A 26,369-nucleotide genomic window follows, 5' to 3' on the forward strand; every position below is an offset into this window, starting at 1 on the left:
CCGTTGTTGTCTCTCATCCGCGCAGTTGCTTTAGATTCTAATATTATCCGCGTTTCCTCGAAAACTCTTTGTATCAGAGTGGCTTAATTTACGAGACAACTAAATGTTTAGAGGAGTTAGAGCTATCAGTTAAAAATATATCGCGGTTAGACCTCTCGTTAGATTTGCAACGCTTTTACAATAGCTTACACCCGCACGATTTGATTAAACGTTTTAAATAACTCCTATCTCAAAAAGGAAAAGGAAAATTTAAGCTCGTTGGCAATCACAATACAGATATAACGCATGAGTTATGCGTTGGGGCTCGCGTAGCAGTTTAATTAGTTATTACCTCTATAATAAAGTGTTGAGTTGAAGAAAAAAACATAAACCATACATTGTTGAGGATTGGGAGCAAAACGAATTGTTGAACGACAATGACGTTTGGCGTTTAGAGTTTTCAATTAAAAATGGTGGTGGTTTTTCTCCTGATGATGATACAACAGGGAACGACTATAGTACAATTGCTTTCCTGATGTGTTAAACAGGAAGTAATACCAGACTTGTATAAGGCTTTGGTAGATAAATATTTTGTTTTTTAAGAATCCGAATGACGAGGAAAAGGCAAAAAGAAAAACGAGGCTTGAACAACTGAATTTGTTTGCTCCTTTTACTCCATTACTAAAGTTTAAGCGGCTAACAGAAAAGCACGAAAGCAACCGCATGGATAAAATTTTTATAAAAAAGTTGGAAAGTTTAAATGATGAGATAAGGCAAGGGAGAGAGACGGAGCGATTAAGTAAAGCAATAGGAGAGATAAAAAAACACTTTGGCAGTAGCCGTAATTTAATTCCGTGGGCTGCAAGTAAGGGGATTGAAATATAACAGTCGCGCAAAAAAAGAATTAATCAATATAAACAATTTAAACAATAAACAACAATGGCAACAAAAAAAACAGAACAGTATAGTCAAGGCGAGAAAATACGATTTCAGCTTTTGGCTTTTTTAAATTCATCTGAGGCTGTCTATTTGCTTGAGACGGCAATTTTGAGAAACGAGGACTCTTTTCTTAATTCAACGCTATCCCTTGAGGTGAGAGAACGGTTAGGCGGTAAAATACGCATAAGGATGAGGAACAATTCTATTGATGGTTTTAGGGAGGCTGAAAAAGAATATAAATTATAATTCACTAAACAATAACAATCCAAACAACAAACAACAATGGCACAATTAAAAATGAAAGGCTTTGTTACCGCATGTAGTAACAAGCAAAAAACAGAAAAAGTGGAGAGTACTTAGAACTCTTGTTTATGGAACCAGCAGAACAGATGATTTTGGCGAAAAGGTTGGCAAGGATTCTGTTTTCAAAATCTCAGTATTTGGCAAGGGAATGGAGAAAATTCCCGCTGACTGGTTGGGTAAAGATTTGCACTCTGCTACTGTTGCAGGTGTTAAGGCTGAATTAACTGTTTATGTAAATGGCAGTTATATTCAAAAAGAAGGTGCGGAAAGAGGTTTTTACAACGTTAACCTTAATCTTAGCAACTTAACATTACTGCAATGATGCAACTGGAATCATTTGTAAAATTAGTAGGGGAATTGCGCAGAGCGCAATCCTCCTACTTTACAGCACGTAAAGCATGTTCGCCTTATGCCGGTAAATTGTTCAGGGAAGCAATCTCAATAGAAAAGAGAGTTGACGAGCAACTACAGATTTATAAATTACATTATGATAGAACAAACGGAGAACAAACCGCGCTCTTTTCTAAAGGCTGAGGTTACGCTTGGGCAATTGCTTGGCTTTGCGGTTACGCTTGCATCCATATTTTTACTCACTATGTAAGCGTGAGTATTGATTTAAGCGTAATGAAAACCAGATGCAAAACTTAAAAATGATGCAAGACGAAAAGAATCGCACGTTTAACGAAAACCAAACGGTTATAATGGAGAAGTTAACTTCCATTAGCGAGCGTGTTGGAGACTTACGTGTGGACGTTGCAAAAATTCAAGACAAAACAGAAAGTTTAAAATACAAAAACCATGAGTAAAATTATCACTTACAAACAGATGCGCAGTATAATATCCGATATGGATGAATACAGCGAACGCGCGCGTGCCTTGTTAATGAGGTATGACAATAACGTTGATGAGAATAAAATCATTAACGAGATTGACGCAGATTATTTTTCAAAAGATTTAATGCAACTGATAAACCGTTTAGATTATGCAAAAAACTCACTCTCCGAATAAAAACCTCGCGCAAAAAATAAAGCGATGCAATAGCCTGGTGTTTTTAACAGATACCGGCATACGTGTTTACCAGTACATAGATTATTTTGGTATTACAGTTGTTGCTATGTGCGAACGAAAAAAACCGCACTATTTTAATTTTGTTGAGCTAATGCGTTACAATTCCAAAAACCAGTTAATCTTAATTTAAAAAATGAATTAAATATAAAAAAATGCTGTTAATGCTGCTGTAATCATTAGTTTTTTCATATACTTTTGTGATTAAGAATGTGTGCGGTAAATGTAGCGAGATTTGTGCCGTAATGTTTTCCGCGTCTGTTTTTATAATGAATTGAAAACAATCTACTTAACATAATACATGAGTAAACAGCCAACCCGATTATCAACCGAAAACATGAGAAGTTTATGCGGAAAGTATAACGTGAGTTATAAAACGCTAAAGAAAAAACTAATTGGTGTGCCTGGTTTAGTGTTGCAGCCTTACCAAACTACTTTTTATCCTAAACAAGTTGAGTTAATCTATTTACATTTAGGCTTGCCTGGTGAATAAGAGAATTGAATCGGATTTGTATAAAATTTTAATTGCACTGTTTTTTATTGCTCTTTTTGGCTTGTTTAAGTTGGGAGAGTATTTCAAATTGTGGTAAAGGTTTGGAAATGATTGTAGCGCGCTTTTAAATACCGCGTTGCTTTACTCTTTTTGCATTTCACAATACAAGTGCGATGCCTCCAAAAGTAAAAACAACTGCTGCTCCTCCTGCTGAGAGTGTAACAAGTCTTACCATTTTAGTTTACGATTCCGTAAGCAAAACAAACGTAAGTTTTAATGCTTACGCAGATTTTAAAAAGTTTCTTGCATCTTCTGGTTGCCCTGCTAACATTAAAAACATTTGTAAGTAATGGAGTTACTGCTACTGGTTGGGGCTGCTGCCTATTTCTGGTTTAAAAACCAAAAAGAAGCGTTTGCGCAAGGCTTTAAAGTGGCGGTTAAAGATGTGGGCTTTGATGCACAAAAAACGTTAGGGAGCTTGTTTTTAAAGTTTTGGTTTAACGTTAAGTTAGATGTAATCAACCCCTCGGATGCAACAATAAAAGCAACCGGAGGCACATTTAACCTTATTCAAAACAATACTGTTTTTGGCACTGCTGATGTAAGGGGCGATGTGTCAATCCCTCCAAAACAAACCGCACCGGTAAAATTTTACGTAGGCATACCTGTTAAAGGTGGAATGGAGATAGTAAAAACAATTATTGCAAGATTGAGAGACGGCAAAAGTGTAACGCTTGCTTTAAATGGTTTGTTGTCGCTTAACGTAGGTAATGTAAAGTTTAACCACACATTTACTGTATAGATGTTAGCGAGACCCAACTATAAAGAAACAGTAAATGTTGTTGATGCCAACAATGCGGATATTATTACCGTACTTGAAAAAAACTTTCCTGTAGCGGTTGGGCAAACAAAAGATTTTGCTAAAAAGTTTAAAAGTGCAAGTGCGGGCGAAGCGGCTTTAAAGGTTTGGGATTTTGTTAAGCGCAATATTAAATACCAAAGAGACGATGACGAAAAACAGGCAATAAGATTGCCGAATAGGTTCGTTAATGACCGCACCGGAGATTGTAAAAGTTACGCGCTGTTTATAGCAAGTGTGTTGCAAAACTTAGGTTATACGGTTGCTTTTCGTTATACGAGTTATAACCGTAACAATCCAAAGCCCTCGCATGTGTATGTGTATTTGCCTGATGATGGAATTGTGGTGGATGGTGTTTACAATTATTTTAATAAAGAAAAACCATACGTGTATAAGTATGACCACGTAATGGCAAATGAAAGTATTAACATGGAAGTAGTAACACTTAGTGATAACGTTGGCATAAATGCCTCTTTAATCAGAGCATACAAGCGTAGCAAAAAAGGTAGTTTGCGCCAACGATTGTTGGCTAATGAAATTGCGCGCAAAAGCAACAGGCGATACAAACCGGTTAGCGAATCTCTTTTAAAGCAAAAAATTAAACTCGTTAGTCCTGGTAGCTCTGATTATATACTTGCCATGAAAGAGTTAGACGCTCAGGGCGTTTACGAGGTGGATGGTATTAACGGAATTGGTAAAATACGTGTTAAAAAATTCCTGAAAAAAGTAGGCAAGGGAATTAAAAAAACAGTTAAGAAGGTTGGTAAGGCTGCCGGTAACGTTGTAAAGGAAGCGGGCAAGGCAATTAAAAAAGTTGGTTTAGCGGCTCCACGTAATGCGTTTTTGTCGTTGGTGAGGTTGAATGTGCGCAATATGGCGAGAGCGTTAAAGGCGCAATTAGGTGGCAACTCCTCTAAAATGTTTAGCACATGGAGAAAGTTGGGAGGAAAAGAAAGTGCGTTAAGAAATGCAATAAACGTGGGCGCAAATAAAAAATCAATTGGTGATTTAAATGGTATAGGCAGTATTAGTGTCGCTCTTGCTTCTGCTGCTCCTATTTTAATTGCAATGGCTGTTTTTTTAAAGTCTGTTAAAAAAGGAGATACAACCTCTGCCACCGATATTTTACAAGCTGCTGAGGGTGCCGGTGTAGATTTTAATCAAGCTGCTGAGTTGTTGGCTACAGGACAGGCGGCTTATGAGAACGGCTATTCTGATGAGCCTGGCGATGGTGGTTCAGATGATGACAATGGTGGCGGCTTGCCTCCTGCTGATGGTGGCGGCTCTGATGCTTCATTTAGTCCGTCTCCTGGTTTGTTGTTGGGTGCCGGTTTATTGGTGGCTGTAATTGCAAGTAACAAAAATTAATTAAATAAAAACAAGATGCCATACAAAAAGAAAAAAAAGAAAAGTGCCGCGCGTAGTGGTGCTTCTATGTTCAAACTTGCTGCTCGCAACAAAAGCTATCAATCTGCTAAGCGTGCTGAAAAGAAGGCTGCTGCTCGTAAAAAAGCTGCATGGAAAAAAGCAGTTGCAGCGGCAAAGAAAAAAGTGCGTAGCAGATGCAAATAATTAAACTTTAAAAACTCACTCTTATAAAACAAATACAATGAAACAATTAAAAACAATAGGCAAAAGGATTATTCCTTCTGCTGCAATGGTAGGCGGTGGTGTTGTGGCTTCAAAAGCAAACAACATGTTAGCCAATACAATTAAAGACGATAAACTTCGCGCGGGCGCGGTGGTTATTGCCGGAATCCTTTTAGGAGGCATGAAAGGTGATATGCTTAAAAATGTAGGTGCGGGTATGGTTACTGTTGGCGGCATGAAGTTAGTTGCTGCTGTAGCTCCTCAGTTAGGTATTAACGATGATGTAGTTAACGGATTGTTTGATGATGTAGTTGCCTGTTGCGGTTACATGTCTGACGATGTTGTTAACGGCACCGATGGCGATGATGGAAACGACTATTAAAATTTAAAATTCAACAACTCTAATAAAACAATCATTTATCCAGAAAAAAATGAACATGATTAAAGCAACAAACAACATGCGTGCTGATGCAAATTTTTTCATTAACATGTATCGCGGAAACCCTAAAGCAGTAGTTACACAAGGCTATTTGCGTTTAGAAGCCTCCTTACAGGGAGGTGCCCAAAATGCTGTAAACTTTAATGTTTTAGCAAATCAGGGCAGCACAACAAACGTTACCGAAAAACGCTTGTTAATTCCTGATGCCTTTCACATTACAAAAATGTTTTTAGGCATCTTTAAGGCGGGCACAACAACTACAGCAAGTCAAACCGATATTGCTAAAGCTATTGTGCGCACATTCCCTAACCCTACTGTATTCAGTACAGCGGGCGAAGCGGATAACCTTATGAATTTTTACAACGGTAAATATTCTATTAAGGTAAACCAAACAACGTTTATTGACAATGACGAGATACGTAGGTTTTACCGCGTTGGGCAATCTCAGCAGGGACAAGGACCGGCTGTAGTTATGCCGCGCGATGAGTACAGCGCACCGGATTTCGGTTTTTACGATACACTGCCAACTATTCGTTTAAGTGGTAGTGATAACAACCAGATATTTTGCACCTTGCCAGATAGCATATCAATGGCAGGTACGGCAAGCACAAACTATGCAGTTTGCATATTGCGTGGCTTCTACGTACAAAATGGAGCAAAATTCAATCCTGAAGTTTAAAGTTTGGTATTGGTTAATATTCTCCCTCCTTATCCCTGTTGCCTTAACTGGCAACAGGGTTCTTAAACTCTTAAAAACAAAAACAAGTGAAGCCAGTAAAAAAACATTATTTGGTTGAGATAAATATCCCCAACCCTACTGCCGGACAACGTATTTATTTGGGTGATATACCTGAGTTGCGCCATGTAACTACCGAACAAATGGAAAGTTACAACAGTAGTATTTTGTCCTTCTCTCCTGCACAAAATGCAGTTGTAAACCAAACAGGCGGTTCTAATGTGGTAGTAACTTTAGTTGAAGCATCAACAGAAGATATTTACCAGTTACCTTATAACTCTCTTACAAAATCGCTTAACGGTGGTGATGTTACAGAGTACCAAAACAAAAAATTTAATCTTCCTAAAAGCTACATTACGCTGTTGGGCACGGCTTCATTGTCTGCCGGGCAATCTGTTGTACTTTCTTTTTATTACTACTAATGCGGGCTCCTAATAAAATAGATGATAAAAGTTATGTCGCTTCATTTACCATGGAGCAAGTTAACGCGGCAATACCTAACCAACGCATTTATTTGAAGGGTCTAAATTTTTTAACGGACAAAATATTAACAGGAATACGGCACGTTGGCGAGTTTATGCCTCAAATTCCTGATTTTGGTACAGGCACAACATACAACAACGATTTAACGAGTGATCAGTTCTTTGCAATTAACCTGGTACAGAAAAAACAAAAACATTAACGGTAAACAATTTGCCGGTGTTAAGTTTCTACTACCAACGTCAATGGGGATATTCGCATAAAGGAAGGAAAAACCAATACACTCCTTTTAACGATGTGTACGATTTTGACAATAGTTGGTTAGAAAAGTTGGGCGCGTTTGCCTTAACAGACCAAGGTTATTTTTTTAGAGTTCCGGTACAGAGATAAACCAAAGCAATCAAATGGCAGTTACACAAAAAATCAGTTACGTTATTGAGAAAATAAGAGAGGAGTGCCTTTCTTATGTTGATGTGTACGATGGTGCAACGCTATTGCATAAAATTGAATGTGAAACCTCAGATGAGGCAATTGTACGTTTAGAAGAATGGATGGAAAGTGTAGATGGTGGCGGTTATGTTACATTAAAATTAAAAGATAAGCCTGGAAAAGAAATTGCGAAGGGTGGTAAAATCAACGCTTTTTCGTTGCGTATTAAGTTGGGTGGCGTTTCTGATGTGGCTGTTAATGGTGGCGGCAATCGTATGGATAGTACTGTAATATCCATGATGCAAAAAAACTTTGATTTACAGCTTTCGCATCTAACAGAAAAAAACGAGTTATTAAAGCGACTTGAGGCGTTAGAAAATAAAAAGAAAGAGAAACCGGATATGTTGGAAACGGCAATAGGTAGTTTATTGCCAATGCTTGTTGGAGGTGTTAACGGTAAGATGGCTGTTAATGGCAGCCAATCCTTCTCTCCTCCTACTACAGCGTTAGCGGATGACGTTAGCGGTGTAAACCCAAAAGAACGTTTACGCAATGCGTTAGATGTTTGGAGTAAGTCTGACCCTGATTATATTTCAGTGATAGAAAATATTGCAACACTGGTTACTAGCAACCGCCCTAAATACGATTTAGCAAAAGGAATGTTATGAGTAAAAACACTGAGTATATTGTTCCGGTTGCAATTGGCTTGGGCGCGCTGTTTTTTTTTCGGCAAATAGCTCAGGCTTTCGGGCTTATTAAAAGTGCCGATGATGTTAACGCAGCATCATTAATCAATGCAAATTATTTTGACCCTAAATTTTGGAAGCAAGGCGGTGCCGGTGCAATGATTTTAACCGATGCAGGAGCAAAGATTTACGCAAAGCAGTTGTATAATGCAAAAGGGTTGGTTAATGATGACGAGGCTGCTGTTTACGATGTTTTCAAAAGAATGAAAACAAAAAGTCAAGTTAGTTACCTGAGCGATAAATTTAGCTTGTATTACAATACTGATTTGATTTCTTATTTGCAGTCGTTCCTTAATCCTGATGAATTGCTTAAAGTAAAAACAATAGTTAACCCTTTGCCGAATTTTAAAGTATGACAATAAGCGAACGCGGCAAAAAATGGTTAAAGTCAACTGAGCAACTCAGGTTAAAACCTTATGTAGATGACTACGCACCAACTCCTCGTATAGAGTACAGTATAGGTTACGGGCATCAGATACAACCGGGAGAAGAGTATTTAATGCAGGGAATCACTGAGGCAAAAGCAGAGGAGTTATTTAACCAGGATATTTTAAAGTATGCGGGTGCCGTTAGCAATGGTTTAAAAGTGGCTGTTAGTCAAAACGTGTTTGATGCGTTGGTTTCCTTCTGTTACAATATTGGTGTAAATGGCTTTGCTAAAAGTACACTGCTAAAAATGTTTAACGAAAAAAAGAGCCCTAAAGAAATTGCCGCCTTTTGGTTGCGTACATGGATAAAACCTCCTGTATTGATTGCGAGGCGCGCGTGAGGTTGCTTATGCTTATGGCGAGGAAATAAAAGGCGGTATGCTAACACTTGGAAAAATTGCTGTAGTGATACTTTTTTTTTTATTATTAACTGAGGACGAAACAAAATGACAAAAACAGTTGCAAATTTTCAATTCGCAAATAAGGCGATAAAACTCAATTGGAATTTTATTGATATAATGATAATCAACAGGGGTACAGCAACCGCATATATCAATAATTTGCCGTTGCGCCCTGTTTCTGCAACCTTCGCGGGCGATGTGTTTACGCTTAGCGCAAACGAAGGTGAAATAATAAAAGGCAACTGGGATTTAACTTTTGAGCCTGGTGCAGCCGTTACAGCTTGCAATGTTTATATAGTTTGGAGGTATAGAGCATGATTAATTGCACTGGTGTTGCTATTGGTGGCGGTGGTGGTGGTGGCTTAACCAGTTTACCTATTGACAAATGTTTGTTTGTTATGGAAAACGGCAATGATGCTACAGCCTTGCCAGACCGTTTAGATTTACCTTACTTAACCGTTGGCACTGCAATTGCCGCAATGCCTGGTGATGATTATACGGTAATAGTTTATCCTGGTAATTATACTTACTCGGGTGCGTTGCCACTTGTTGTGCGCATGTATTTGTCTCCTGGTGTTAACTTAACGTTTAACCCTACAGCTTGGGACGAAAACGAGCAATTTTTTATTGATGGCTTTGGCGATATTGAGATTGGTGATTTGTTTGACGGAACAGACGGAACTACAGTGCAGGCCGCAATCAAATGTAAATCGTTAGTAGTAGTCAACTTTGAGCCAAACAACGGTCTATTAAGTTGTGTAATTGATTGCACTGAGGATTTATACTTCTTAACCCAATTGGCTATAATAGGCGGAAACGCATACGATAAGATTGTAATTAAAGGCGATACCATTTATATGAATGATGGTATTTCGTGCGAGGAAACTTACAAGAGTGTTTACATTCACCCTGCAAGTAAGTTAAATGGTTATGTTATTATAGTAAACGATACAGGCACAATTTTTAACTTCCACATACATGGCGACTTCTTTTGTGATTTAGGCGCGTCCGTTCAGCCTCTTACACTTCGGGGCGAATGTAGTTTTTGGGGTAGCTCCGGTTTGTTTAATGGTTTTAGGTGTTTTGGGAATATGAATTTTAAAACAGATTTATCACCCATACTTGTAGATGGCGCAACAATACAATTTGATAAAATTTCTGTTTTCCATGAAATAAGCAATCCGGTAATTGATGACACTATTCCGGCAATAACTATTGATGCTACTTCGTCTCCGTGTGAGGTTGGTATAACTCAGGGCAGTTACATAAGCGGATTAAACGGTACTTACCCTAACGGAATGATAAGTGTAGATAACAGTGTTAATGCCGTTAAATTAACAATAAGCGGTAAGTATTACGGGCATGATGGTTCCGGTTTTGTTGTGGCTGCTACTACTGCAACACAAGATGTTTACGGTGGCGTGGTTGAGACCAACCTAACTACAATAGGAGCCAACACAAACGATTTAATTGAGGTTAAACTTGAAAATTCAAATGTGATATAATATGAGAAACCCTAAAACAACACTTACAGGAATAGCCGGAATATTGGGCGGTATTGCATCAATTATTCATGGTGATTTAGTTACAGGAGTAACGGCAATAGTTACAGGTATAGGATTAATTTTTGCCAAAGATTATAATGTTACCGGTTTGCCTCCTGGTAAACAATAGCCTGTTAAAAAATACCTATTCTACAGCGCGCAACCTATTTGCGCGTTGCTTATTATTGTGCTGTTGCGTGGTAGACCGGGAAGTCTGCGAACAAGCAACACGATACGGAATGTAACAAAAGCTGAGTTTGCGCTCAGCTTTTTGTTTTGTAGGCGCACTCATCCCGAATTATTCACACGCGAACACATACCGGTCGTCAGAAAAACTTCCCTCCTTTTGCCGTTTTTTCATTGTGCTGTTTTGTTTACGTTAGTTATTTTTTACGTTAACAATTTGCTGTTAATAACAAAATTTATTTGGTTTGTTTGTTGTGTGGTTGGTGATATAGGTTTGTGCCAACAAAACAACATTTTTTTCGTTGTGGGGGTACTTCCCTACTTAACATAATAAACGAGTGAGTGAGCCTCAATTAACATTATGTTAAGTAAACAAACCATTACAACGGATTGTAAAAAAACTTCAATGAAACGTCCGTATCTGTTCACCATTTTATTAAAAAAGTTGTTGCGCTTTCGTCTTATAAATAAGTTTCACTATAGCCGTTTTTGCGCATGAGGGTGTTAATCGGATGCGAAGAAAGCCAGGTAGTGTGCAAAGCCTTTAGGAGTTTAGGATATGAGGCTTATTCAAATGACATACAACCCTGCTCGGGTGGTAAACCTGAATGGCATTTACAAAAAGATTTCTTTAAGGCGTTTGATGAGTTAAAGCCAGATTTAACTATAACCTTTCAACCATGCACAGACCTTGCTGTTAGTGGTGCCAGGCATTTTTGGTATAAAAGAGAAAACGGCACACAGGAGAAGTCAATCCGGTTTTTTTTTGAAGTATGGAAGGTAAGCAACTGTTCTGAAAATCCAGTTGGTATAATGAGTGGGAAATACATTAAAAAGTGGTTTCCTGTGTTGTATGCTGAAATGGTTGATTACGGTTTTCCTTTTAAAGCATCGCAGATAATACAACCTTATCAGTTTGGGCATACCGAAAGAAAAACAACCTGTTTGTTTTTAAATGGATTGCCGTTGTTGAGTAATGGCGAAAATGTTGAATCTGAAATGATAAAGCTGCCTTACAGGGAATATGCAAAAGTTCACTATATGCCACCAGGAAAAGACAGGGCGCGGCTTCGTTCTAAAACATACACAGGTGTAGCTTCTGCAATGGCTTCTCAGTGGGGCGCATACGTTGAACAACAAATTAACTCTAAAAAAATATACGCATGAAAATATTAAGTTTAGGTATGGGGTTGCAAAGTACATTGATTTATCTAATGTCAAGTTTGGGCGAATTGCCTCGTTTGGATTATGCTGTATTTGCTGACCCTGGCTCTGAAATGCCGGAGACCTATGCTTATTTGAACTGGTTGATTTCATGGCAAAAATCAAATAACGGTGTACCTATTGTTGTTACTGGTAAAAAGAGCCTTTACAATGATTTAATAAATGGCACAAATTCAACTGGAGGGCGTTTTGCCTCAATCCCGTGTTTTACTAAAAGCGCGAATGGTGAAATAGGAATTTTAAGAAGGCAATGCACGAAAGAATATAAAATTGATGAGGTCAATAAAAGTATTCGTGCGCTGTATGGTTTAAAAAAGTTTGCAAGGTTTCCTAAAACTGATTTGTATATGGGTATAACCATTGATGAGATAACAAGAATGAATTATTCAAAGAGTAATTGGGCAACTGTTTTTTATCCGTTGTGCGGGTATTCTGCAACAAAAAATAAGCTGAATAAGGTGTACTCATTTTACAGTTATAATAGAGGTGATTGTTTTAGGTGGTATAATAAAAGGCATTTGCCAATACCCCCAAAGTCTGCTTGCTTCTTTTGTCCTTTTCAAAGTGATTCACGTTGGCAAAGTATGAAGGTTAATCAACCTGAGTTTTTTCAATTGGCTGTTAAGTTGGATTATTTAATAAGGGATTCAAGGAGTAAGGGTTGCAAGGAGCAACTGTTTTTACATCGTTCGTGCGTTCCGTTAGACGAAGTAAACTTTACTGGCAACAAATTAGATTTATTTTCAAACGAGTGTTCTGGTAATTGCGGATTATGAAAAAAAACTCTAAAAAAATATACGCATGAAAAAAAATGTCTATTACAAAGCTGCTGTTGAGTACAGTTATACTTTGCGCCCAACCTGTAATTGTATTGCGGCTGTTTCGGCTCCTGGTAAATGGCTGTCTTTGTTTGTTGATTATTTTCAGCCCACTACAAGAGAGGCAATAACATACAACGTTCATTGGCTTGCTTTTTTAAGGGAAGGTGAGCACTCGCCTACACATCCCGAAACTCAAAACGTGCGCTTTATGGCTCTTTTGCTTATGCACGAAATAATTAACGACAAACAACCCTAACAATATACGCATGAAAAGAATTATTTTATCTCTCGTGCCGATAGTACTAAGCATCTTACCGGCAATACTAATTATATTACTGTTGTGTTGTTTCTGTTTTTTTTGTATCTACTTAGCATATTTAGTTTATTCTTTCTTGTGTTTATGTTAAAAAATAATTTGCGAAAACTCCTACAGCCGTCAAGTAATACGGCTGTCAACTTGCCAAAAAATTTGCCGTTTTTGCAGTTTTTCTCGCTGATTATTAAATGTTTAATCCGTTTAGGGGGGGGTACCCCCCCCTCCCCCTTAAAAATGGAGGCTTAAAGCATGTTGAAAACTTATTCTTTAAATGTGGATTGGTTGCAGTTAAACTGTAGATTATCGCGTGAGAGCAATATAATTTCAGAATCAAAACACTTTGTTGTTAAGCCTGCCGGTTACAGTAGTACGCAGTGGGGATTAATTCAGAACGTAACAAACCGCCAAACAAACAAACCTGTTGCCGTTGTTGTCTCTCATCCGCGCAGTGCTGCTTTAGATTCTAATATTATCCTGGTTAAGTTTGAAAACTCTTTTTTGTATCAGAGTGGCTTAATTTACGAGACAACTAAATGTTTAGAGGAGTTAGAGCTATCAGTTAAAAATATATCGCGGTTAGACCTCTCGTTAGATTTGCAACGCTTTTACAATGGCTTACACCCGCACGATTTGATTAAACGTTTTTTAAATAACTCCTATCTCAAAAAAGGAAAAGGAAAATTTAAGCTCGTTGGCAATCACAATACAGATATAACGCATGAGTATATACGTTGGGGCTCGCGTAGCAGTTTAATTAGTTATTACCTCTATAATAAAAGTGTTGAGTTGAAAGAAAAAAAACATAAACCATACATTGTTGAGGATTGGGAGCAAAACGAATTGTTGAACGACAATGACGTTTGGCGTTTAGAGTTTTCAATTAAAAATGGTGGTGGTTTTTCTCCTGATGATGATACAACAGGGAACGACTATAGTACAATTGCTTTTCCTGATGTGTTAAACAGGGAAGTAATACCAGACTTGTATAAGGCTTTGGTAGATAAATATTTTGTTTTTTTTAAGAATCCGAATGACGAGGAAAAGGCAAAAAGAAAAACGAGGCTTGAACAACTGAATTTGTTTGCTCCTTTTACTCCATTACTAAAGTTTAAGCGGCTAACAGAAAAGCACGAAAGCAACCGCATGGATAAAATTTTTATAAAAAAGTTGGAAAGTTTAAATGATGAGATAAGGCAAGGGAGAGAGACGGAGCGATTAAGTAAAGCAATAGGAGAGATAAAAAAACACTTTGGCAGTAGCCGTAGGAAGTTTAATTCCGGGGTGTGTGGAGAAGGCTTGCTTAAGTAGAGGATTGGGGATTGAATATAACGGGGCAGTCGCGCAAAAAAAGAATTAATCAATATAAACAATTTAAACAATAAACAACAATGGCAACAAAAAAAACAGAACAGTATAGTCAAGGCGAGAAAATACGATTTCAGCTTTTGGCTTTTTTAAATTCATCTGAGGCTCTCTATTTGCTTGAGACGGCAATTTTGAGAAACGAGGACTCTTTTCTTAATTCAACGCTATCCCTTGAGGTGAGAGAACGGTTAGGCGGTAAAATACGCATAAGGATGAGGAACAATTCTATTGATGGTTTTAGGGAGGCTGAAAAAGAATATAAATTATAATTCACTAAACAATAACAATCCAAACAACAAACAACAATGGCACAATTAAAAATGAAAGGCTTTGTTACCGCATGTAGTAACAAGCAAAAAACAGAAAAAAGTGGAGAGTACTTAGAACTCTTGTTTATGGAACCTGGCAGAACAGATGATTTTGGCGAAAAGGTTGGCAAGGATTCTGTTTTCAAAATCTCAGTATTTGGCAAGGGAATGGAGAAAATTCCCGCTGACTGGTTGGGTAAAGATTTGCACTCTGCTACTGTTGCAGGTGTTAAGGCTGAATTAACTGTTTATGTAAATGGCAGTTATATTCAAAAAGAAGGTGCGGAAAGAGGTTTTTACAACGTTAACCTTAATCTTAGCAACTTAACATTACTGCAATGATGCAACTGGAATCATTTGTAAAATTAGTAGGGGAATTGCGCAGAGCGCAATCCTCCTACTTTACAGCACGTAAAGCATGTTCGCCTTATGCCGGTAAATTGTTCAGGGAAGCAATCTCAATAGAAAAGAGAGTTGACGAGCAACTACAGATTTATAAATTACATTATGATAGAACAAACGGAGAACAAACCGCGCTCTTTTCTAAAGGCTGAGGTTACGCTTGGGCAATTGCTTGGCTTTGCGCTTACGCTTGCATCCATATTTTTTACTCACTATGTAAGCGTGAGTATTGATTTAAGCGTAATGAAAAACCAGATGCAAAACTTAAAAATGATGCAAGACGAAAAGAATCGCACGTTTAACGAAAACCAAACGGTTATAATGGAGAAGTTAACTTCCATTAGCGAGCGTGTTGGAGACTTACGTGTGGACGTTGCAAAAATTCAAGACAAAACAGAAAGTTTAAAATACAAAAACCATGAGTAAAATTATCACTTACAAACAGATGCGCAGTATAATATCCGATATGGATGAATACAGCGAACGCGCGCGTGCCTTGTTAATGAGGTATGACAATAACGTTGATGAGAATAAAATCATTAACGAGATTGACGCAGATTATTTTTCAAAAGATTTAATGCAACTGATAAACCGTTTAGATTATGCAAAAAACTCACTCTCCGAATAAAAACCTCGCGCAAAAAATAAAGCGATGCAATAGCCTGGTGTTTTTAACAGATACCGGCATACGTGTTTACCAGTACATAGATTATTTTGGTATTACGGTTGTTGCTATGTGCGAACGAAAAAAACCGCACTATTTTAATTTTGTTGAGCTAATGCGTTACAATTCCAAAGACCAGTTAATCTTAATTTAAAAAGGGTTGGGGTTTATTTATGTGTAAGGGGGTTTCGCCCCCTTTTTTTTTTAAAATTTTTTGGTTGGGCTTTGTGTGGGTGGCCGGGGGGGGGGAAAAAAAAAAAAAACGCCCGGGGGGGGGGGGGGTCCCCCCCCCTTTTTTAAAATTTTTCCTTGCTGGGGGGGGGGGGGGGTTTCCCCCCCGGGGGGGGGGGGGTGTTGTTTTTTTAAAAAAAAAGGGGGTGGGGGGGGGGGGTCGCCCAAAAAAAAAAAAAGCCCCCCCTTGGTGGTCCCCCGGGGGGGGTTGGGGGGGGGGGGGGGGGGGGTTTGGCATAACCAACATAAAAAAATGCTGTTAATGCTGCTGTAATCATTAGTTTTTTCATATACTTTTGTGATTAAGAATGTGTGCGGTAAATGTAGCGAGATTTGTGCCGTAATGTTTTCCGCGTCTGTTTTTATAATGAATTGAAAACAATCTACTTAACATAATACATGAGTAAACAGCCAACCCGATTATCAACCGAAAACATGAGAAGTTTATGCAGAAAGTATAAAGTGAGTTATAAAACGCTAAAGAAAAAACTAATTGGTGTGCCTGGTTTAGTGTTGCAGCCTTACCAAACTACTTTTTATCCTAAACAAGTTGAGTTAATCTATTTACATTTAGGCTTGCCTGGTTAATAAGAGAATTGAATCGGATTTGTATAAAATTTTAATTGCACTGTTTTTTATTGCTCTTTTTGGCTTGTTTAAGTTGGGAGAGTATTTCAAATTGTGGTAAAGGTTTGGAAATGATTGTAGCGCGCTTTTAAATACCGCGTTGCTTTACTCTTTTTGCATTTCACAATACAAGTGCGATGCCTCCAAAAGTAAAAACAACTGCTGCTCCTCCTGCTGAGAGTGTAACAAGTCTTACCATTTTAGTTTACGATTCCGTAAGCAAAACAAACGTAAGTTTTAATGCTTACGCAGATTTTAAAAAGTTTCTTGCATCTTCTGGTTGCCCTGCTAACATTAAAAACATTTGTAAGTAATGGAGTTACTGCTACTGGTTGGGGCTGCTGCCTATTTCTGGTTTAAAAACCAAAAAGAAGCGTTTGCGCAAGGCTTTAAAGTGGCGGTTAAAGATGTGGGCTTTGATGCACAAAAAACGTTAGGAAGCTTGTTTTTAAAGTTTTGGTTTAACGTTAAGTTAGATGTAAGCAACCCCTCAGATGCAACAATAAAAGCAACCGGAGGCACATTTAACCTTATTCAAAACAATACTGTTTTTGGCACTGCTGATGTAAGGGGTGATGTGTCAATCCCTCCAAAACAAACCGCACCTGTAAAATTTTACGTAGGCATACCTGTTAAAGGTGGAATGGAGATAGTAAAAACAATTATTGCAAGATTGAGAGACGGCAAAAGTGTAACGCTTGCTTTAAATGGTTTGTTGTCGCTTAACGTAGGTAATGTAAAGTTTAACCACACATTTACAGTATGACGTTAGCCAGACCCAACTATAAAGAAACGGTAAACGTTGTTGATGCCAACAATGCGGATATTATTACCGTACTTGAAAAAAACTTTCCTGTAGCGGTTGGGCAAACAAAAGATTTTGCTAAAAAGTTTAAAAGTGGCAGTGCGGGTGAAGCGGCTTTAAAGGTTTGGGATTTTGTTAAGCGCAATATTAAATACCAGAGAGACGATGATGAAAAACAGGCAATCCGATTACCTAACAGGTTCGTTAATGACCGTACCGGAGATTGCAAGAGTTACGCGCTATTCATAGCCAGTGTATTGCAAAATTTAGGTTATACGGTTGCCTTTCGTTATACGAGCTATAACCGCAACAATCCAAAACCCTCACATGTGTATGTGTATTTGCCCGATGACGGAATTGTGGTAGATGGTGTTTACAATTATTTTAATAAAGAAAAACCATTTGTGTATAAGTATGACCACACAATGGTAAATGAAAGTATTAACATGGAAGTAGTAACCCTTAGTGATAACGTTGGCATAAATGCCTCCTTAATCAGGGCATACAAGCGCAGCAAAAAAGGTAGTTTAAGGCAAAGATTGTTGGCAAACGAAATTGCGCGCAAAAGCAACAGGCGATACAAACCAGTTAGCGAATCTCTTTTAAAGCAAAAAATAAAACTGGTTTCTCCTGGTAGTTCTGATTATATACTTGCCATGAAAGAGTTAGACGCTCAGGGCGTTTACGAGGTAGATGGTATTAACGGAATTGGTAAAATACGGGTTAAAAAATTCCTGAAAAAGGTTGGCAAGGGAATTAAAAAAACAGTTAAGAAGGTTGGTAAGGCTGCTGGTAACGTTGTAAAAGAGGCGGGCAAGGCAATTAAGAAAGTTGGGTTGGCTGTTCCGCGTAATGCGTTTTTGTCGTTGGTGAGGTTGAATGTAAGAGGGTTGGCGACAAATCTTGATTATAGTTTGGCGAATAACAGAAGTGCGCTTTTGGGTAAATGGAAAAAGTTGGGAGGCAAATCTTCTGCTCTTATCAATTCTGTTAATGCAGGTAAAAAGAAAAAAAGAATTTTCGGAATTGAAGATGCGGATTTTAATGGATTAGGTATTGAGCCTGGTTCAAGTACGGCTGTTTTGATTGCTTCTGCTGCTCCTATTTTAATTGGACTGGCTGTGTTCTTAAAGGCTGTTAAAAAGGGAGACAAGTCTTCTGCAACCGATATTTTACAAGCTGCTGAGGGTGCCGGTGTAGATTTTAATCAAGCTGCTGAGTTGTTGGCTACAGGACAAGCGTCTTATGAAAATGGCTATTCTGATGAGCCTGGCGATGGTGGTTCTGATGATGACAATGGTGGCGGCTTGCCTCCTGCTGATGGTGGCGGCTCTGATGCTTCATTTAGTCCGTCCCCTGAATTATTGTTAGGTGCCGGTTTATTGTTAGCTGTAATTGCAAGTAACAAAAATTAATTAAATAAAAACAAGATGCCATACAAAAAGAAAAAAAAGAAAAGTGCCGCGCGTAGTGGTGCTTCTATGTTCAAACTTGCTGCTCGCAACAAAAGCTATCAATCTGCTAAGCGTGCTGAAAAGAAGGCTGCTGCTCGTAAAAAAGCTGCATGGAAAAAAAGCAGTTGCAGCGGCAAAGAAAAAAGTGCGTAGCAGATGCAAATAATTAAACTTTAAAAACTCACTCTTATAAAACAAATACAATGAAACAATTAAAAACAATAGGCAAAAGGATTATTCCTTCTGCTGCAATGGTAGGCGGTGGTGTTGTGGCTTCAAAAGCAAACAACATGTTAGCCAATACAATTAAAGACGATAAACTTCGCGCGGGCGCGGTGGTTATTGCCGGAATCCTTTTAGGAGGCATGAAAGGTGATATGCTTAAAAATGTAGGTGCGGGTATGGTTACTGTTGGCGGCATGAAGTTAGTTGCTGCTGTAGCTCCTCAGTTAGGTATTAACGATGATGTAGTTAACGGATTGTTTGATGATGTAGTTGCCGATGGCGGTTACATGTCTGACGATGTTGTTAACGGCACCGATGGCGATGATGGAAACGACTATTAAAATTTAAAATTCAACAACTCTAATAAAACAATCATTTATCCAGAAAAAAATGAACATGATTAAAGCAACAAACAACATGCGTGCTGATGCAAATTTTTTCATTAACATGTATCGCGGAAACCCTAAAGCAGTAGTTACACAAGGCTATTTGCGTTTAGAAGCCTCCTTACAGGAGGTGCCCAAAATGCTGTAAACTTTAATGTTTTAGCGAATCAGGGCAGCACAACAAACGTTACCGAAAAACGCTTGTTAATTCCTGATGCCTTTCACATTACAAAAATGTTTTTAGGCATCTTTAAGGCGGGCACAACAACTACAGCAAGTCAAACCGATATTGCTAAAGCTATTGTGCGCACATTCCCTAACCCTACTGTATTCAGTACAGCGGGCGAAGCGGATAACCTTATGAATTTTTACAACGGTAAATATTCTATTAAGGTAAACCAAACAACGTTTATTGACAATGACGAGATACGTAGGTTTTACCGCGTTGGGCAATCTCAGCAGGGACAAGGACCGGCTGTAGTTATGCCGCGCGATGAGTACAGCGCACCGGATTTCGGTTTTTACGATACACTGCCAACTATTCGTTTAAGTGGTAGTGATAACAACCAGATATTTTGCACCTTGCCAGATAGCATATCAATGGCAGGTACGGCAAGCACAAACTATGCAGTTTGCATATTGCGTGGCTTCTACGTACAAAATGGAGCAAAATTCAATCCTGAAGTTTAAAGTTTGGTATTGGTTAATATTCTCCCTCCTTATCCCTGTTGCCTTAACTGGCAACAGGGTTCTTAAACTCTTAAAAACAAAAACAAGTGAAGCCAGTAAAAAAACATTATTTGGTTGAGATAAATATCCCCAACCCTACTGCCGGACAACGTATTTATTTGGGTGATATACCTGAGTTGCGCCATGTAACTACCGAACAAATGGAAAGTTACAACAGTAGTATTTTGTCCTTCTCTCCTGCACAAAATGCAGTTGTAAACCAAACAGGCGGTTCTAATGTGGTAGTAACTTTAGTTGAAGCATCAACAGAAGATATTTACCAGTTACCTTATAACTCTCTTACAAAATCGCTTAACGGTGGTGATGTTACAGAGTACCAAAACAAAAAATTTAATCTTCCTAAAAGCTACATTACGCTGTTGGGCACGGCTTCATTGTCTGCCGGGCAATCTGTTGTACTTTCTTTTTATTACTACTAATGCGGGCTCCTAATAAAATAGATGATAAAAGTTATGTCGCTTCATTTACCATGGAGCAAGTTAACGCGGCAATACCTAACCAACGCATTTATTTGAAGGGTGTAAATTTTTTAACGGACAAAATATTAACAGGAATACGGCACGTTGGCGAGTTTATGCCTCAGATTCCTGATTTTGGTACGGGCACAACATACAATAATGATTTAACCAGTGACCAGTTCTTTGCAATTAACCTGGTACAGAAAAAAACAAAAACATTAACGGTAAACAATTTGCCGGTGTTAAGTTTCTACTACCAACGTCAATGGGGAAGGAAAAACCAATACACTCCTTTTAACGATGTGTACGATTTTGACAATAGTTGGTTAGAAAAGTTGGGCGCGTTTGCCTTAACAGACCAGGTTATTTTTTTAGAGTTCCGGTACAGAGATAAACCAAAGCAATCAAATGGCAGTTACACAAAAAATCAGTTACGTTATTGAGAAAATAAGAGAGGAGTGCCTTTCTTATGTTGATGTGTACGATGGTGCAACGCTATTGCATAAAATTGAATGTGAAACCTCAGATGAGGCAATTGTACGTTTAGAAGAATGGATGGAAAGTGTAGATGGTGGCGGTTATGTTACATTAAAATTAAAAGATAAGCCTGGAAAAGAAATTGCGAAGGGTGGTAAAATCAACGCTTTTTCGTTGCGTATTAAGTTGGGTGGCGTTTCTGATGTGGCTGTTAATGGTGGCGGCAATCGTATGGATAGTACTGTAATATCCATGATGCAAAAAAACTTTGATTTACAGCTTAATCATCTAACAGAAAAAAACGATTTATTAAAGCGAATTGAAGCGTTAGAAAATAAAAAGAAGGATAAACCGGATATGTTGGAGACGGCAATAGGTAGTTTATTGCCAATGCTCGTTGGAAGTGTTAACGGTAAGATGGCTGTTGATGGTAATCAATCCTTCTCTCCTCCTACTCCGGCTTTAGCGGATGATGTTAGCGGCACAAACCCAAAAGAACGCTTACGCAATGCGTTAGAGGTTTGGGGTAAGTCCGACCCTGATTATATTACAGTAATAGAAAATATTGCAACACTGGTTACTACCAACCGCCCTAAATACGATTTAGCAAAAGGAATGTTATGAGTAAGAATACTGAATATATTGTTCCGGTTGCAATTGGCTTGGGTGCGCTGTTTTTTTTTCGGCAAATTGCTCAGGCTTTCGGGCTTATTAAAAGTGCCGATGATGTTAACGCTGCATCATTAATCAATGCAAATTATTTTGACCCTAAATTTTGGAAGCAAGGCGGTGCCGGTGCAATGATTTTAACCGATGCAGGAGTAAAGATTTATGCAAAGCAATTGTATAATGCAAAAGGGTTGGTTAATGATGATGAGGCTGCTGTTTACGATGTTTTCAAAAGAATGAAAACAAAAAGCCAGGTAAGTTACCTGAGTGATAAATTCAGTTTGTATTACAATACTGATTTAATTTCTTATTTGCAGTCGTTCCTTAATCCTGAGGAATTGCTTAAAGTAAAAACAATAGTTAACCCTTTGCCGAATTTTAAAGTATGACAATAAGCGAACGCGGCAAAAAATGGTTAAAGTCAACTGAGCAACTCAGGTTAAAACCTTATGTAGATGACTACGCACCAACTCCTCGTATAGAGTACAGTATAGGTTACGGGCATCAAATACAACCGGGAGAAGAGTATTTAATGCAGGGAATCACTGAGGCAAAAGCAGAGGAGTTATTTAACCAGGATATTTTAAAGTATGCGGGTGCCGTTAGCAATGGTTTAAAAGTGGCTGTTAGTCAAAACGTGTTTGATGCGTTGGTTTCCTTCTGTTACAATATTGGTGTAAATGGCTTTGCTAAAAGTACACTGCTAAAAATGTTTAACGAAAAAAAGAGCCCTAAAGAAATTGCCGCCCTTTGGTTGCGTACATGGATAAAACCGCCTGTATTAATTGCAAGGCGCGCGCGTGAGGTTGCTTATGCTTATGGCGAGGAAATAAAAGGCGGTATGCTAACACTTGGAAAAATTGCTGTAGTGATACTTTTTTTTTTATTATTAACTGAGGACGAAACAAAATGACAAAAACAGTTGCAAATTTTCAATTCGCAAATAAGGCGATAAAACTCAATTGGAATTTTATTGATATAATGATAATCAACAGGGGTACAGCAACCGCATATATCAATAATTTGCCGTTGCGCCCTGTTTCTGCAACCTTCGCGGGCGATGTGTTTACGCTTAGCGCAAACGAAGGTGAAATAATAAAAGGCAACTGGGATTTAACTTTTGAGCCTGGTGCAGCCGTTACAGCTTGCAATGTTTATATAGTTTGGAGGTATAGAGCATGATTAATTGCACTGGTGTTGCTATTGGTGGCGGTGGTGGTGGTGGCTTAACCAGTTTACCTATTGACAAATGTTTGTTTGTTATGGAAAACGGCAATGATGCTACAGCCTTGCCAGACCGTTTAGATTTACCTTACTTAACCGTTGGCGCTGCAATTGCCGCAATGCCTGGTGATGATTATACGGTAATAGTTTATCCTGGTAATTATACTTATTCGGGTGCGTTACCTCTTGTTGTGCGTATGTATTTGGGTCCTGGTGTTACTTTAGCGTTTAACCCTACAGATTGGTCACAAAACGAGCAATTTTTTATTGATGGCTTTGGCGATATTGAGATTGATGATTTATTTGACAGGGTAAGTGGGACTACTATACAGGCTACAATCAAATGTAAGTTGTTAGTAGTAACCAACTTTGCGCCAAACAACGATTTAGAAAGTTGTGTAATTGATTGCACTGAGGATTTATACTTCTTAACCCAATTGGCTATAAGAGACGGTGCCGCATACGATAAGATTGTAATAAAAGGCGATACTATTTATATGAATGATGGGATTGCGTGCGAGGAAACTTACAAGAGTGTTTACATTCATCCTGCAAGTAAGTTAAATGGTTACGTTATTATAGTAAACGATACGGGCACTATTTTTAACTTTCACATACATGGAGACTTCTTTTGTGATTTAGGCGCGTCCGTTCAGCCTCTTACACTTCAGGGCGAATGTAGTTTTTGGGGTAGCTCCGGTTTGTTTAATGGCTTTAGGTGTTTTGGAGATATGAATTTTAAAACAGATTTATCGCCCATACTTGTAGATGGCGCAACAATACAATTTGATAAAATTTCTGTATTCCATGAAATAAGTAATCCGGTAGTTGATGACACTATTCCGGTAATAACTATTGACGCATCCTTATCTCCATGCGAGGTTGGTATAACTCAGGGTAGTTATATCAGTGGCTTAAATGGTACATATCCTAACGGGATGATAATCGTAGACAATAGCGTTAATGCAGTTAAATTAACCATTAGTGGAAAGTATTACGGGCATGATGGTTCCGGTTTTGTTGTGGCTGCTACTACTGCAACACAAGATGTTTACGGTGGCGTGGTTGAGACCAACCTAACTACAATAGGAGCCAACACAAACGATTTAATTGAGGTTAAACTTGAAAATTCAAATGTGATATAATATGAGAAACCCTAAAACAACACTTACAGGAATAGCCGGAATATTGGGCGGTATTGCATCAATTATTCATGGTGATTTAGTTACAGGAGTAACGGCAATAGTTACAGGTATAGGATTAATTTTTGCCAAAGATTATAATGTTACCGGTTTGCCTCCTGGTAAACAATAGCCTGTTAAAAAATACCTATTCTACAGCGCGCAACCTATTTGCGCGTTGCTTATTATTGTGCTGTTGCGTGGTAGACCGGGAAGTCTGCGAACAAGCAACACGATACGGAATGTAACAAAAGCTGAGTTTGCGCTCAGCTTTTTGTTTTGTAGGCGCACTCATCCCGAATTATTCACACGCGAACACATACCGGTCGTCAGAAAAACTTCCCTCCTTTTGCCGTTTTTTCATTGTGCTGTTTTGTTTACGTTAGTTATTTTTTACGTTAACAATTTGCTGTTAATAACAAAATTTATTTGGTTTGTTTGTTGTGTGGTTGGTGATATAGGTTTGTGCCAACAAAACAACATTTTTTTTCGTTGTGGGGGTACTTCCCTACTTAACATAATAAACGAGTGAGTGAGCCTCAATTAACATTATGTTAAGTAAACAAACCCTTACAACGGATTGTAAAAAAACTTCAATGAAACGTCCGTATGCCACTTTATTAAAAAAGTTGTTGCGCTTTCGTCTTATAAATAAGTTTCACTATAGCCGTTTTTGCGCATGAGGGTGTTAATCGGATGCGAAGAAAGCCAGGTAGTGTGCAAAGCCTTTAGGAGTTTAGGATATGAGGCTTATTCAAATGACATACAACCCTGCTCGGTGGTAAACCTGAATGGCATTTACAAAAGATTTCTTTAAGGCGTTTGATGAGTTAAAGCCAGATTTAACTATAACCTTTCAACCATGCACAGACCTTGCTGTTAGTGGTGCCAGGCATTTTGGTATAAAAGAAGAAAACGGCACACAGGAGAAGTCAATCCGGTTTTTTTGAAGTATGGAAGGTAAGCAACTGTTCTGAAAATCCAGTTGGTATAATGAGTGGGAAATACATTTAAAAAGTGGTTTCCTGTGTTGTATGCTGAAATGGTTGATTACGGTTTTCCTTTTAAAGCATCGCAGATAATACAACCTTATCAGTTTGGGCATACCGAAAGAAAAACAACCTGTTTGTTTTTAAATGGATTGCCGTTGTTGAGTAATGGCGAAAATGTTGAATCTGAAATGATAAAGCTGCCTTACAGGAATATGCAAAAGTTCACTATATGCCACCGAGGAAAGACAGGGCGCGGCTTCGTTCTAAAACATACACAGGTGTAGCTTCTGCAATGGCTTCTCAGTGGGGCGCATACGTTGAACAACAAACAACTCTAACAATATACGCATGAAAATATTAAGTTTAGGTATGGGGTTGCAAAGTACATTGATTTATCTAATGTCAAGTTTGGGCGAATTGCCTCGTTTGGATTATGCTGTATTTGCTGACCCTGGCTCTGAAATGCCGGAGACCTATGCTTATTTGAACTGGTTGATTTCATGGCAAATAAAATATAACGGTGTACCTATGTTATTACTGGTAAAAAGAGCCTTTACAATGATTTAATAAATGGCACAAATTCAACTGGAGGGCGTTTTGCCTCAATCGTGTTTTACTAAAAGCGCGAATGGTGAAATAGGAATTTTAGAAGGCAATGCACGAAAAGAATACTAGAATTAATTGAGGTCAATAAAAGTATTCGTGCGCTGTATGGTTTAAAAAAAGTTTTGCAAGGTTTCCTAAAAACTGATTTGTATATGGGTATAACCATTGATGAGATAGCAAGAATGAATTATTCAAAAGTAATTGGGCAACTGTTTTATCCGTTATTGCGGGTATTCTGCAACAAAAAATAAGCTGAATAAAATTGGACTCATTTACAGTTATAATAGAGGTGATTGTTTTAGGTGGTATAATAAAGGCATTTGCCAATACCCCCAAAGTCTGCTTGCTTCTTTGTCCTTTTCAAAGTGATTCACGTTGGCAAAGTATGAAGGTTAATCAACCTGAGTTTTTCAATTGGCTGTTAAAGTTGGATTATTTAATAAGGGATTCAAGGAGTAAGGGTTGCAGGGCAGCTGTTTTACATCGTTCGTGCGTTCCGTTAGACGAAGTAAACTTTACTGGCAATAAATTAGATTTATTTACTCAAACGAGTGTTCTAGTAATTGC

General features: G+C 38.2%; 35 protein-coding genes and 1 pseudogene. All 36 read left to right on the top strand.

The annotated features are described in order from the left end of the window. Positions 1-570: 570 nt before the first annotated feature. The 36 genes and pseudogenes from IPK66_18500 (at position 571) to IPK66_18675 (ending at position 25,763) form a co-directional block, all read left to right on the top strand. Positions 571-864 (top strand): hypothetical protein, encoded by a 294-nt coding sequence (locus IPK66_18500; protein MBK8177169.1) that lies wholly within the window; start codon positions 571-573, stop codon positions 862-864. Positions 865-1,225: 361 nt separating this feature from the next. After that, complete coding sequence (locus IPK66_18505; GenBank protein MBK8177170.1) at positions 1,226-1,543, top strand: hypothetical protein; 318 nt, start codon at positions 1,226-1,228, stop codon at positions 1,541-1,543. Positions 1,544-1,856: 313 nt separating this feature from the next. Continuing rightward, on the top strand, positions 1,857-2,027 hold the full coding sequence (locus tag IPK66_18510) for a hypothetical protein (protein ID MBK8177171.1): 171 nt from the start codon (positions 1,857-1,859) through the stop codon (positions 2,025-2,027). A 1,101-nt stretch (positions 2,028-3,128) separates the two neighbouring features. Then, entirely contained in the window at positions 3,129-3,581 is a 453-nt protein-coding gene (locus IPK66_18515) for a hypothetical protein (protein ID MBK8177172.1), read from the top strand. After that, a complete protein-coding gene (locus IPK66_18520; protein MBK8177173.1) occupies positions 3,582-5,006 on the top strand; it encodes a hypothetical protein in 1,425 nt (474 codons plus the stop codon). Between the two features lie 15 nt (positions 5,007-5,021). After that, a complete protein-coding gene (locus IPK66_18525) occupies positions 5,022-5,210 on the top strand; it encodes a hypothetical protein (protein MBK8177174.1) in 189 nt (62 codons plus the stop codon). 37 nt (positions 5,211-5,247) lie between these two features. Continuing rightward, the gene (locus IPK66_18530; GenBank protein MBK8177175.1) at positions 5,248-5,610 is read left to right on the top strand and encodes a hypothetical protein; all 363 of its coding nucleotides are present in this window, start codon (positions 5,248-5,250) and stop codon (positions 5,608-5,610) included. Between the two features lie 49 nt (positions 5,611-5,659). Further along, positions 5,660-6,346 (top strand): hypothetical protein, encoded by a 687-nt coding sequence (locus tag IPK66_18535; GenBank protein MBK8177176.1) that lies wholly within the window; start codon positions 5,660-5,662, stop codon positions 6,344-6,346. 86 nt (positions 6,347-6,432) lie between these two features. Continuing rightward, the gene (locus tag IPK66_18540) at positions 6,433-6,825 is read left to right on the top strand and encodes a hypothetical protein (GenBank protein ID MBK8177177.1); all 393 of its coding nucleotides are present in this window, start codon (positions 6,433-6,435) and stop codon (positions 6,823-6,825) included. Positions 6,826-7,287: 462 nt separating this feature from the next. Then, on the top strand, positions 7,288-7,980 hold the full coding sequence (locus tag IPK66_18545) for a hypothetical protein (GenBank protein ID MBK8177178.1): 693 nt from the start codon (positions 7,288-7,290) through the stop codon (positions 7,978-7,980). Next, entirely contained in the window at positions 7,977-8,414 is a 438-nt protein-coding gene (locus IPK66_18550; GenBank protein ID MBK8177179.1) for a hypothetical protein, read from the top strand. Before IPK66_18545 ends, IPK66_18550 begins: the two co-directional genes overlap by 4 nt. Next, positions 8,411-8,827 carry a lysozyme gene (locus tag IPK66_18555; GenBank protein ID MBK8177180.1) on the top strand — a complete coding sequence of 139 codons (417 nt, stop codon included), beginning with the start codon at positions 8,411-8,413 and terminating at the stop codon, positions 8,825-8,827. The genes IPK66_18550 and IPK66_18555 overlap by 4 nt, the downstream gene beginning before the upstream one ends. A gap of 105 nt (positions 8,828-8,932) precedes the next feature. Further along, on the top strand, positions 8,933-9,205 hold the full coding sequence (locus IPK66_18560) for a hypothetical protein (GenBank protein MBK8177181.1): 273 nt from the start codon (positions 8,933-8,935) through the stop codon (positions 9,203-9,205). Next, complete coding sequence (locus tag IPK66_18565) at positions 9,202-10,392, top strand: hypothetical protein (GenBank protein ID MBK8177182.1); 1,191 nt, start codon at positions 9,202-9,204, stop codon at positions 10,390-10,392. Before IPK66_18560 ends, IPK66_18565 begins: the two co-directional genes overlap by 4 nt. A gap of 1 nt (position 10,393) precedes the next feature. After that, positions 10,394-10,561, top strand: a complete 168-nt coding sequence (locus IPK66_18570; GenBank protein ID MBK8177183.1) for a hypothetical protein — start codon at positions 10,394-10,396, stop codon at positions 10,559-10,561. 551 nt (positions 10,562-11,112) lie between these two features. Further along, positions 11,113-11,784: a DNA cytosine methyltransferase gene (locus IPK66_18575; GenBank protein MBK8177184.1), complete on the top strand. Its 672-nt coding sequence runs from the start codon at positions 11,113-11,115 to the stop codon at positions 11,782-11,784. Then, positions 11,781-12,617, top strand: coding sequence for a hypothetical protein (locus tag IPK66_18580; GenBank protein ID MBK8177185.1), 837 nt, complete (start codon positions 11,781-11,783; stop codon positions 12,615-12,617). Before IPK66_18575 ends, IPK66_18580 begins: the two co-directional genes overlap by 4 nt. A 25-nt stretch (positions 12,618-12,642) precedes the next feature. After that, positions 12,643-12,918, top strand: a complete 276-nt coding sequence (locus tag IPK66_18585; protein ID MBK8177186.1) for a hypothetical protein — start codon at positions 12,643-12,645, stop codon at positions 12,916-12,918. 309 nt (positions 12,919-13,227) lie between these two features. Further along, the gene (locus IPK66_18590; GenBank protein ID MBK8177187.1) at positions 13,228-14,286 is read left to right on the top strand and encodes a hypothetical protein; all 1,059 of its coding nucleotides are present in this window, start codon (positions 13,228-13,230) and stop codon (positions 14,284-14,286) included. A gap of 362 nt (positions 14,287-14,648) precedes the next feature. Continuing rightward, positions 14,649-14,993, top strand: coding sequence for a hypothetical protein (locus tag IPK66_18595; protein MBK8177188.1), 345 nt, complete (start codon positions 14,649-14,651; stop codon positions 14,991-14,993). Positions 14,994-15,158: 165 nt separating this feature from the next. Further along, the gene (locus tag IPK66_18600) at positions 15,159-15,479 is read left to right on the top strand and encodes a hypothetical protein (protein ID MBK8177189.1); all 321 of its coding nucleotides are present in this window, start codon (positions 15,159-15,161) and stop codon (positions 15,477-15,479) included. A gap of 1,409 nt (positions 15,480-16,888) precedes the next feature. Continuing rightward, positions 16,889-17,341 (top strand): hypothetical protein, encoded by a 453-nt coding sequence (locus IPK66_18605; protein ID MBK8177190.1) that lies wholly within the window; start codon positions 16,889-16,891, stop codon positions 17,339-17,341. Further along, the gene (locus tag IPK66_18610) at positions 17,338-18,795 is read left to right on the top strand and encodes a transglutaminase domain-containing protein (GenBank protein MBK8177191.1); all 1,458 of its coding nucleotides are present in this window, start codon (positions 17,338-17,340) and stop codon (positions 18,793-18,795) included. The genes IPK66_18605 and IPK66_18610 overlap by 4 nt, the downstream gene beginning before the upstream one ends. A gap of 15 nt (positions 18,796-18,810) precedes the next feature. Further along, positions 18,811-18,987 carry a hypothetical protein gene (locus tag IPK66_18615; GenBank protein ID MBK8177192.1) on the top strand — a complete coding sequence of 59 codons (177 nt, stop codon included), beginning with the start codon at positions 18,811-18,813 and terminating at the stop codon, positions 18,985-18,987. A 50-nt stretch (positions 18,988-19,037) separates the two neighbouring features. Beyond that, entirely contained in the window at positions 19,038-19,400 is a 363-nt protein-coding gene (locus IPK66_18620; protein MBK8177193.1) for a hypothetical protein, read from the top strand. A gap of 246 nt (positions 19,401-19,646) precedes the next feature. After that, positions 19,647-20,135, top strand: coding sequence for a hypothetical protein (locus IPK66_18625; GenBank protein ID MBK8177194.1), 489 nt, complete (start codon positions 19,647-19,649; stop codon positions 20,133-20,135). 86 nt (positions 20,136-20,221) lie between these two features. Continuing rightward, positions 20,222-20,614, top strand: a complete 393-nt coding sequence (locus IPK66_18630) for a hypothetical protein (protein MBK8177195.1) — start codon at positions 20,222-20,224, stop codon at positions 20,612-20,614. A gap of 50 nt (positions 20,615-20,664) precedes the next feature. Continuing rightward, positions 20,665-21,096 carry a hypothetical protein gene (locus tag IPK66_18635; GenBank protein MBK8177196.1) on the top strand — a complete coding sequence of 144 codons (432 nt, stop codon included), beginning with the start codon at positions 20,665-20,667 and terminating at the stop codon, positions 21,094-21,096. After that, positions 21,062-21,754 (top strand): hypothetical protein, encoded by a 693-nt coding sequence (locus tag IPK66_18640; protein ID MBK8177197.1) that lies wholly within the window; start codon positions 21,062-21,064, stop codon positions 21,752-21,754. Before IPK66_18635 ends, IPK66_18640 begins: the two co-directional genes overlap by 35 nt. Further along, complete coding sequence (locus IPK66_18645; protein MBK8177198.1) at positions 21,751-22,188, top strand: hypothetical protein; 438 nt, start codon at positions 21,751-21,753, stop codon at positions 22,186-22,188. Before IPK66_18640 ends, IPK66_18645 begins: the two co-directional genes overlap by 4 nt. Next, the gene (locus tag IPK66_18650) at positions 22,185-22,712 is read left to right on the top strand and encodes a lysozyme (protein MBK8177199.1); all 528 of its coding nucleotides are present in this window, start codon (positions 22,185-22,187) and stop codon (positions 22,710-22,712) included. Before IPK66_18645 ends, IPK66_18650 begins: the two co-directional genes overlap by 4 nt. Then, positions 22,709-22,981 carry a hypothetical protein gene (locus IPK66_18655; GenBank protein MBK8177200.1) on the top strand — a complete coding sequence of 91 codons (273 nt, stop codon included), beginning with the start codon at positions 22,709-22,711 and terminating at the stop codon, positions 22,979-22,981. Before IPK66_18650 ends, IPK66_18655 begins: the two co-directional genes overlap by 4 nt. Further along, positions 22,978-24,168, top strand: coding sequence for a hypothetical protein (locus IPK66_18660; GenBank protein MBK8177201.1), 1,191 nt, complete (start codon positions 22,978-22,980; stop codon positions 24,166-24,168). Before IPK66_18655 ends, IPK66_18660 begins: the two co-directional genes overlap by 4 nt. A gap of 1 nt (position 24,169) precedes the next feature. Continuing rightward, positions 24,170-24,337, top strand: a complete 168-nt coding sequence (locus IPK66_18665; protein MBK8177202.1) for a hypothetical protein — start codon at positions 24,170-24,172, stop codon at positions 24,335-24,337. A gap of 546 nt (positions 24,338-24,883) precedes the next feature. Then, positions 24,884-25,548, top strand: a pseudogene (locus IPK66_18670) (DNA cytosine methyltransferase). Next, positions 25,545-25,763 carry a hypothetical protein gene (locus tag IPK66_18675; GenBank protein MBK8177203.1) on the top strand — a complete coding sequence of 73 codons (219 nt, stop codon included), beginning with the start codon at positions 25,545-25,547 and terminating at the stop codon, positions 25,761-25,763. The pseudogene IPK66_18670 and the gene IPK66_18675 overlap by 4 nt, the downstream one beginning before the upstream one ends. Positions 25,764-26,369: the final 606 nt, after the last annotated feature.

This window comes from Rhodospirillales bacterium, from assembly GCA_016712595.1.
Classification (GTDB): Bacteria; Pseudomonadota; Alphaproteobacteria; order Rhodospirillales; family Defluviicoccaceae; genus Defluviicoccus.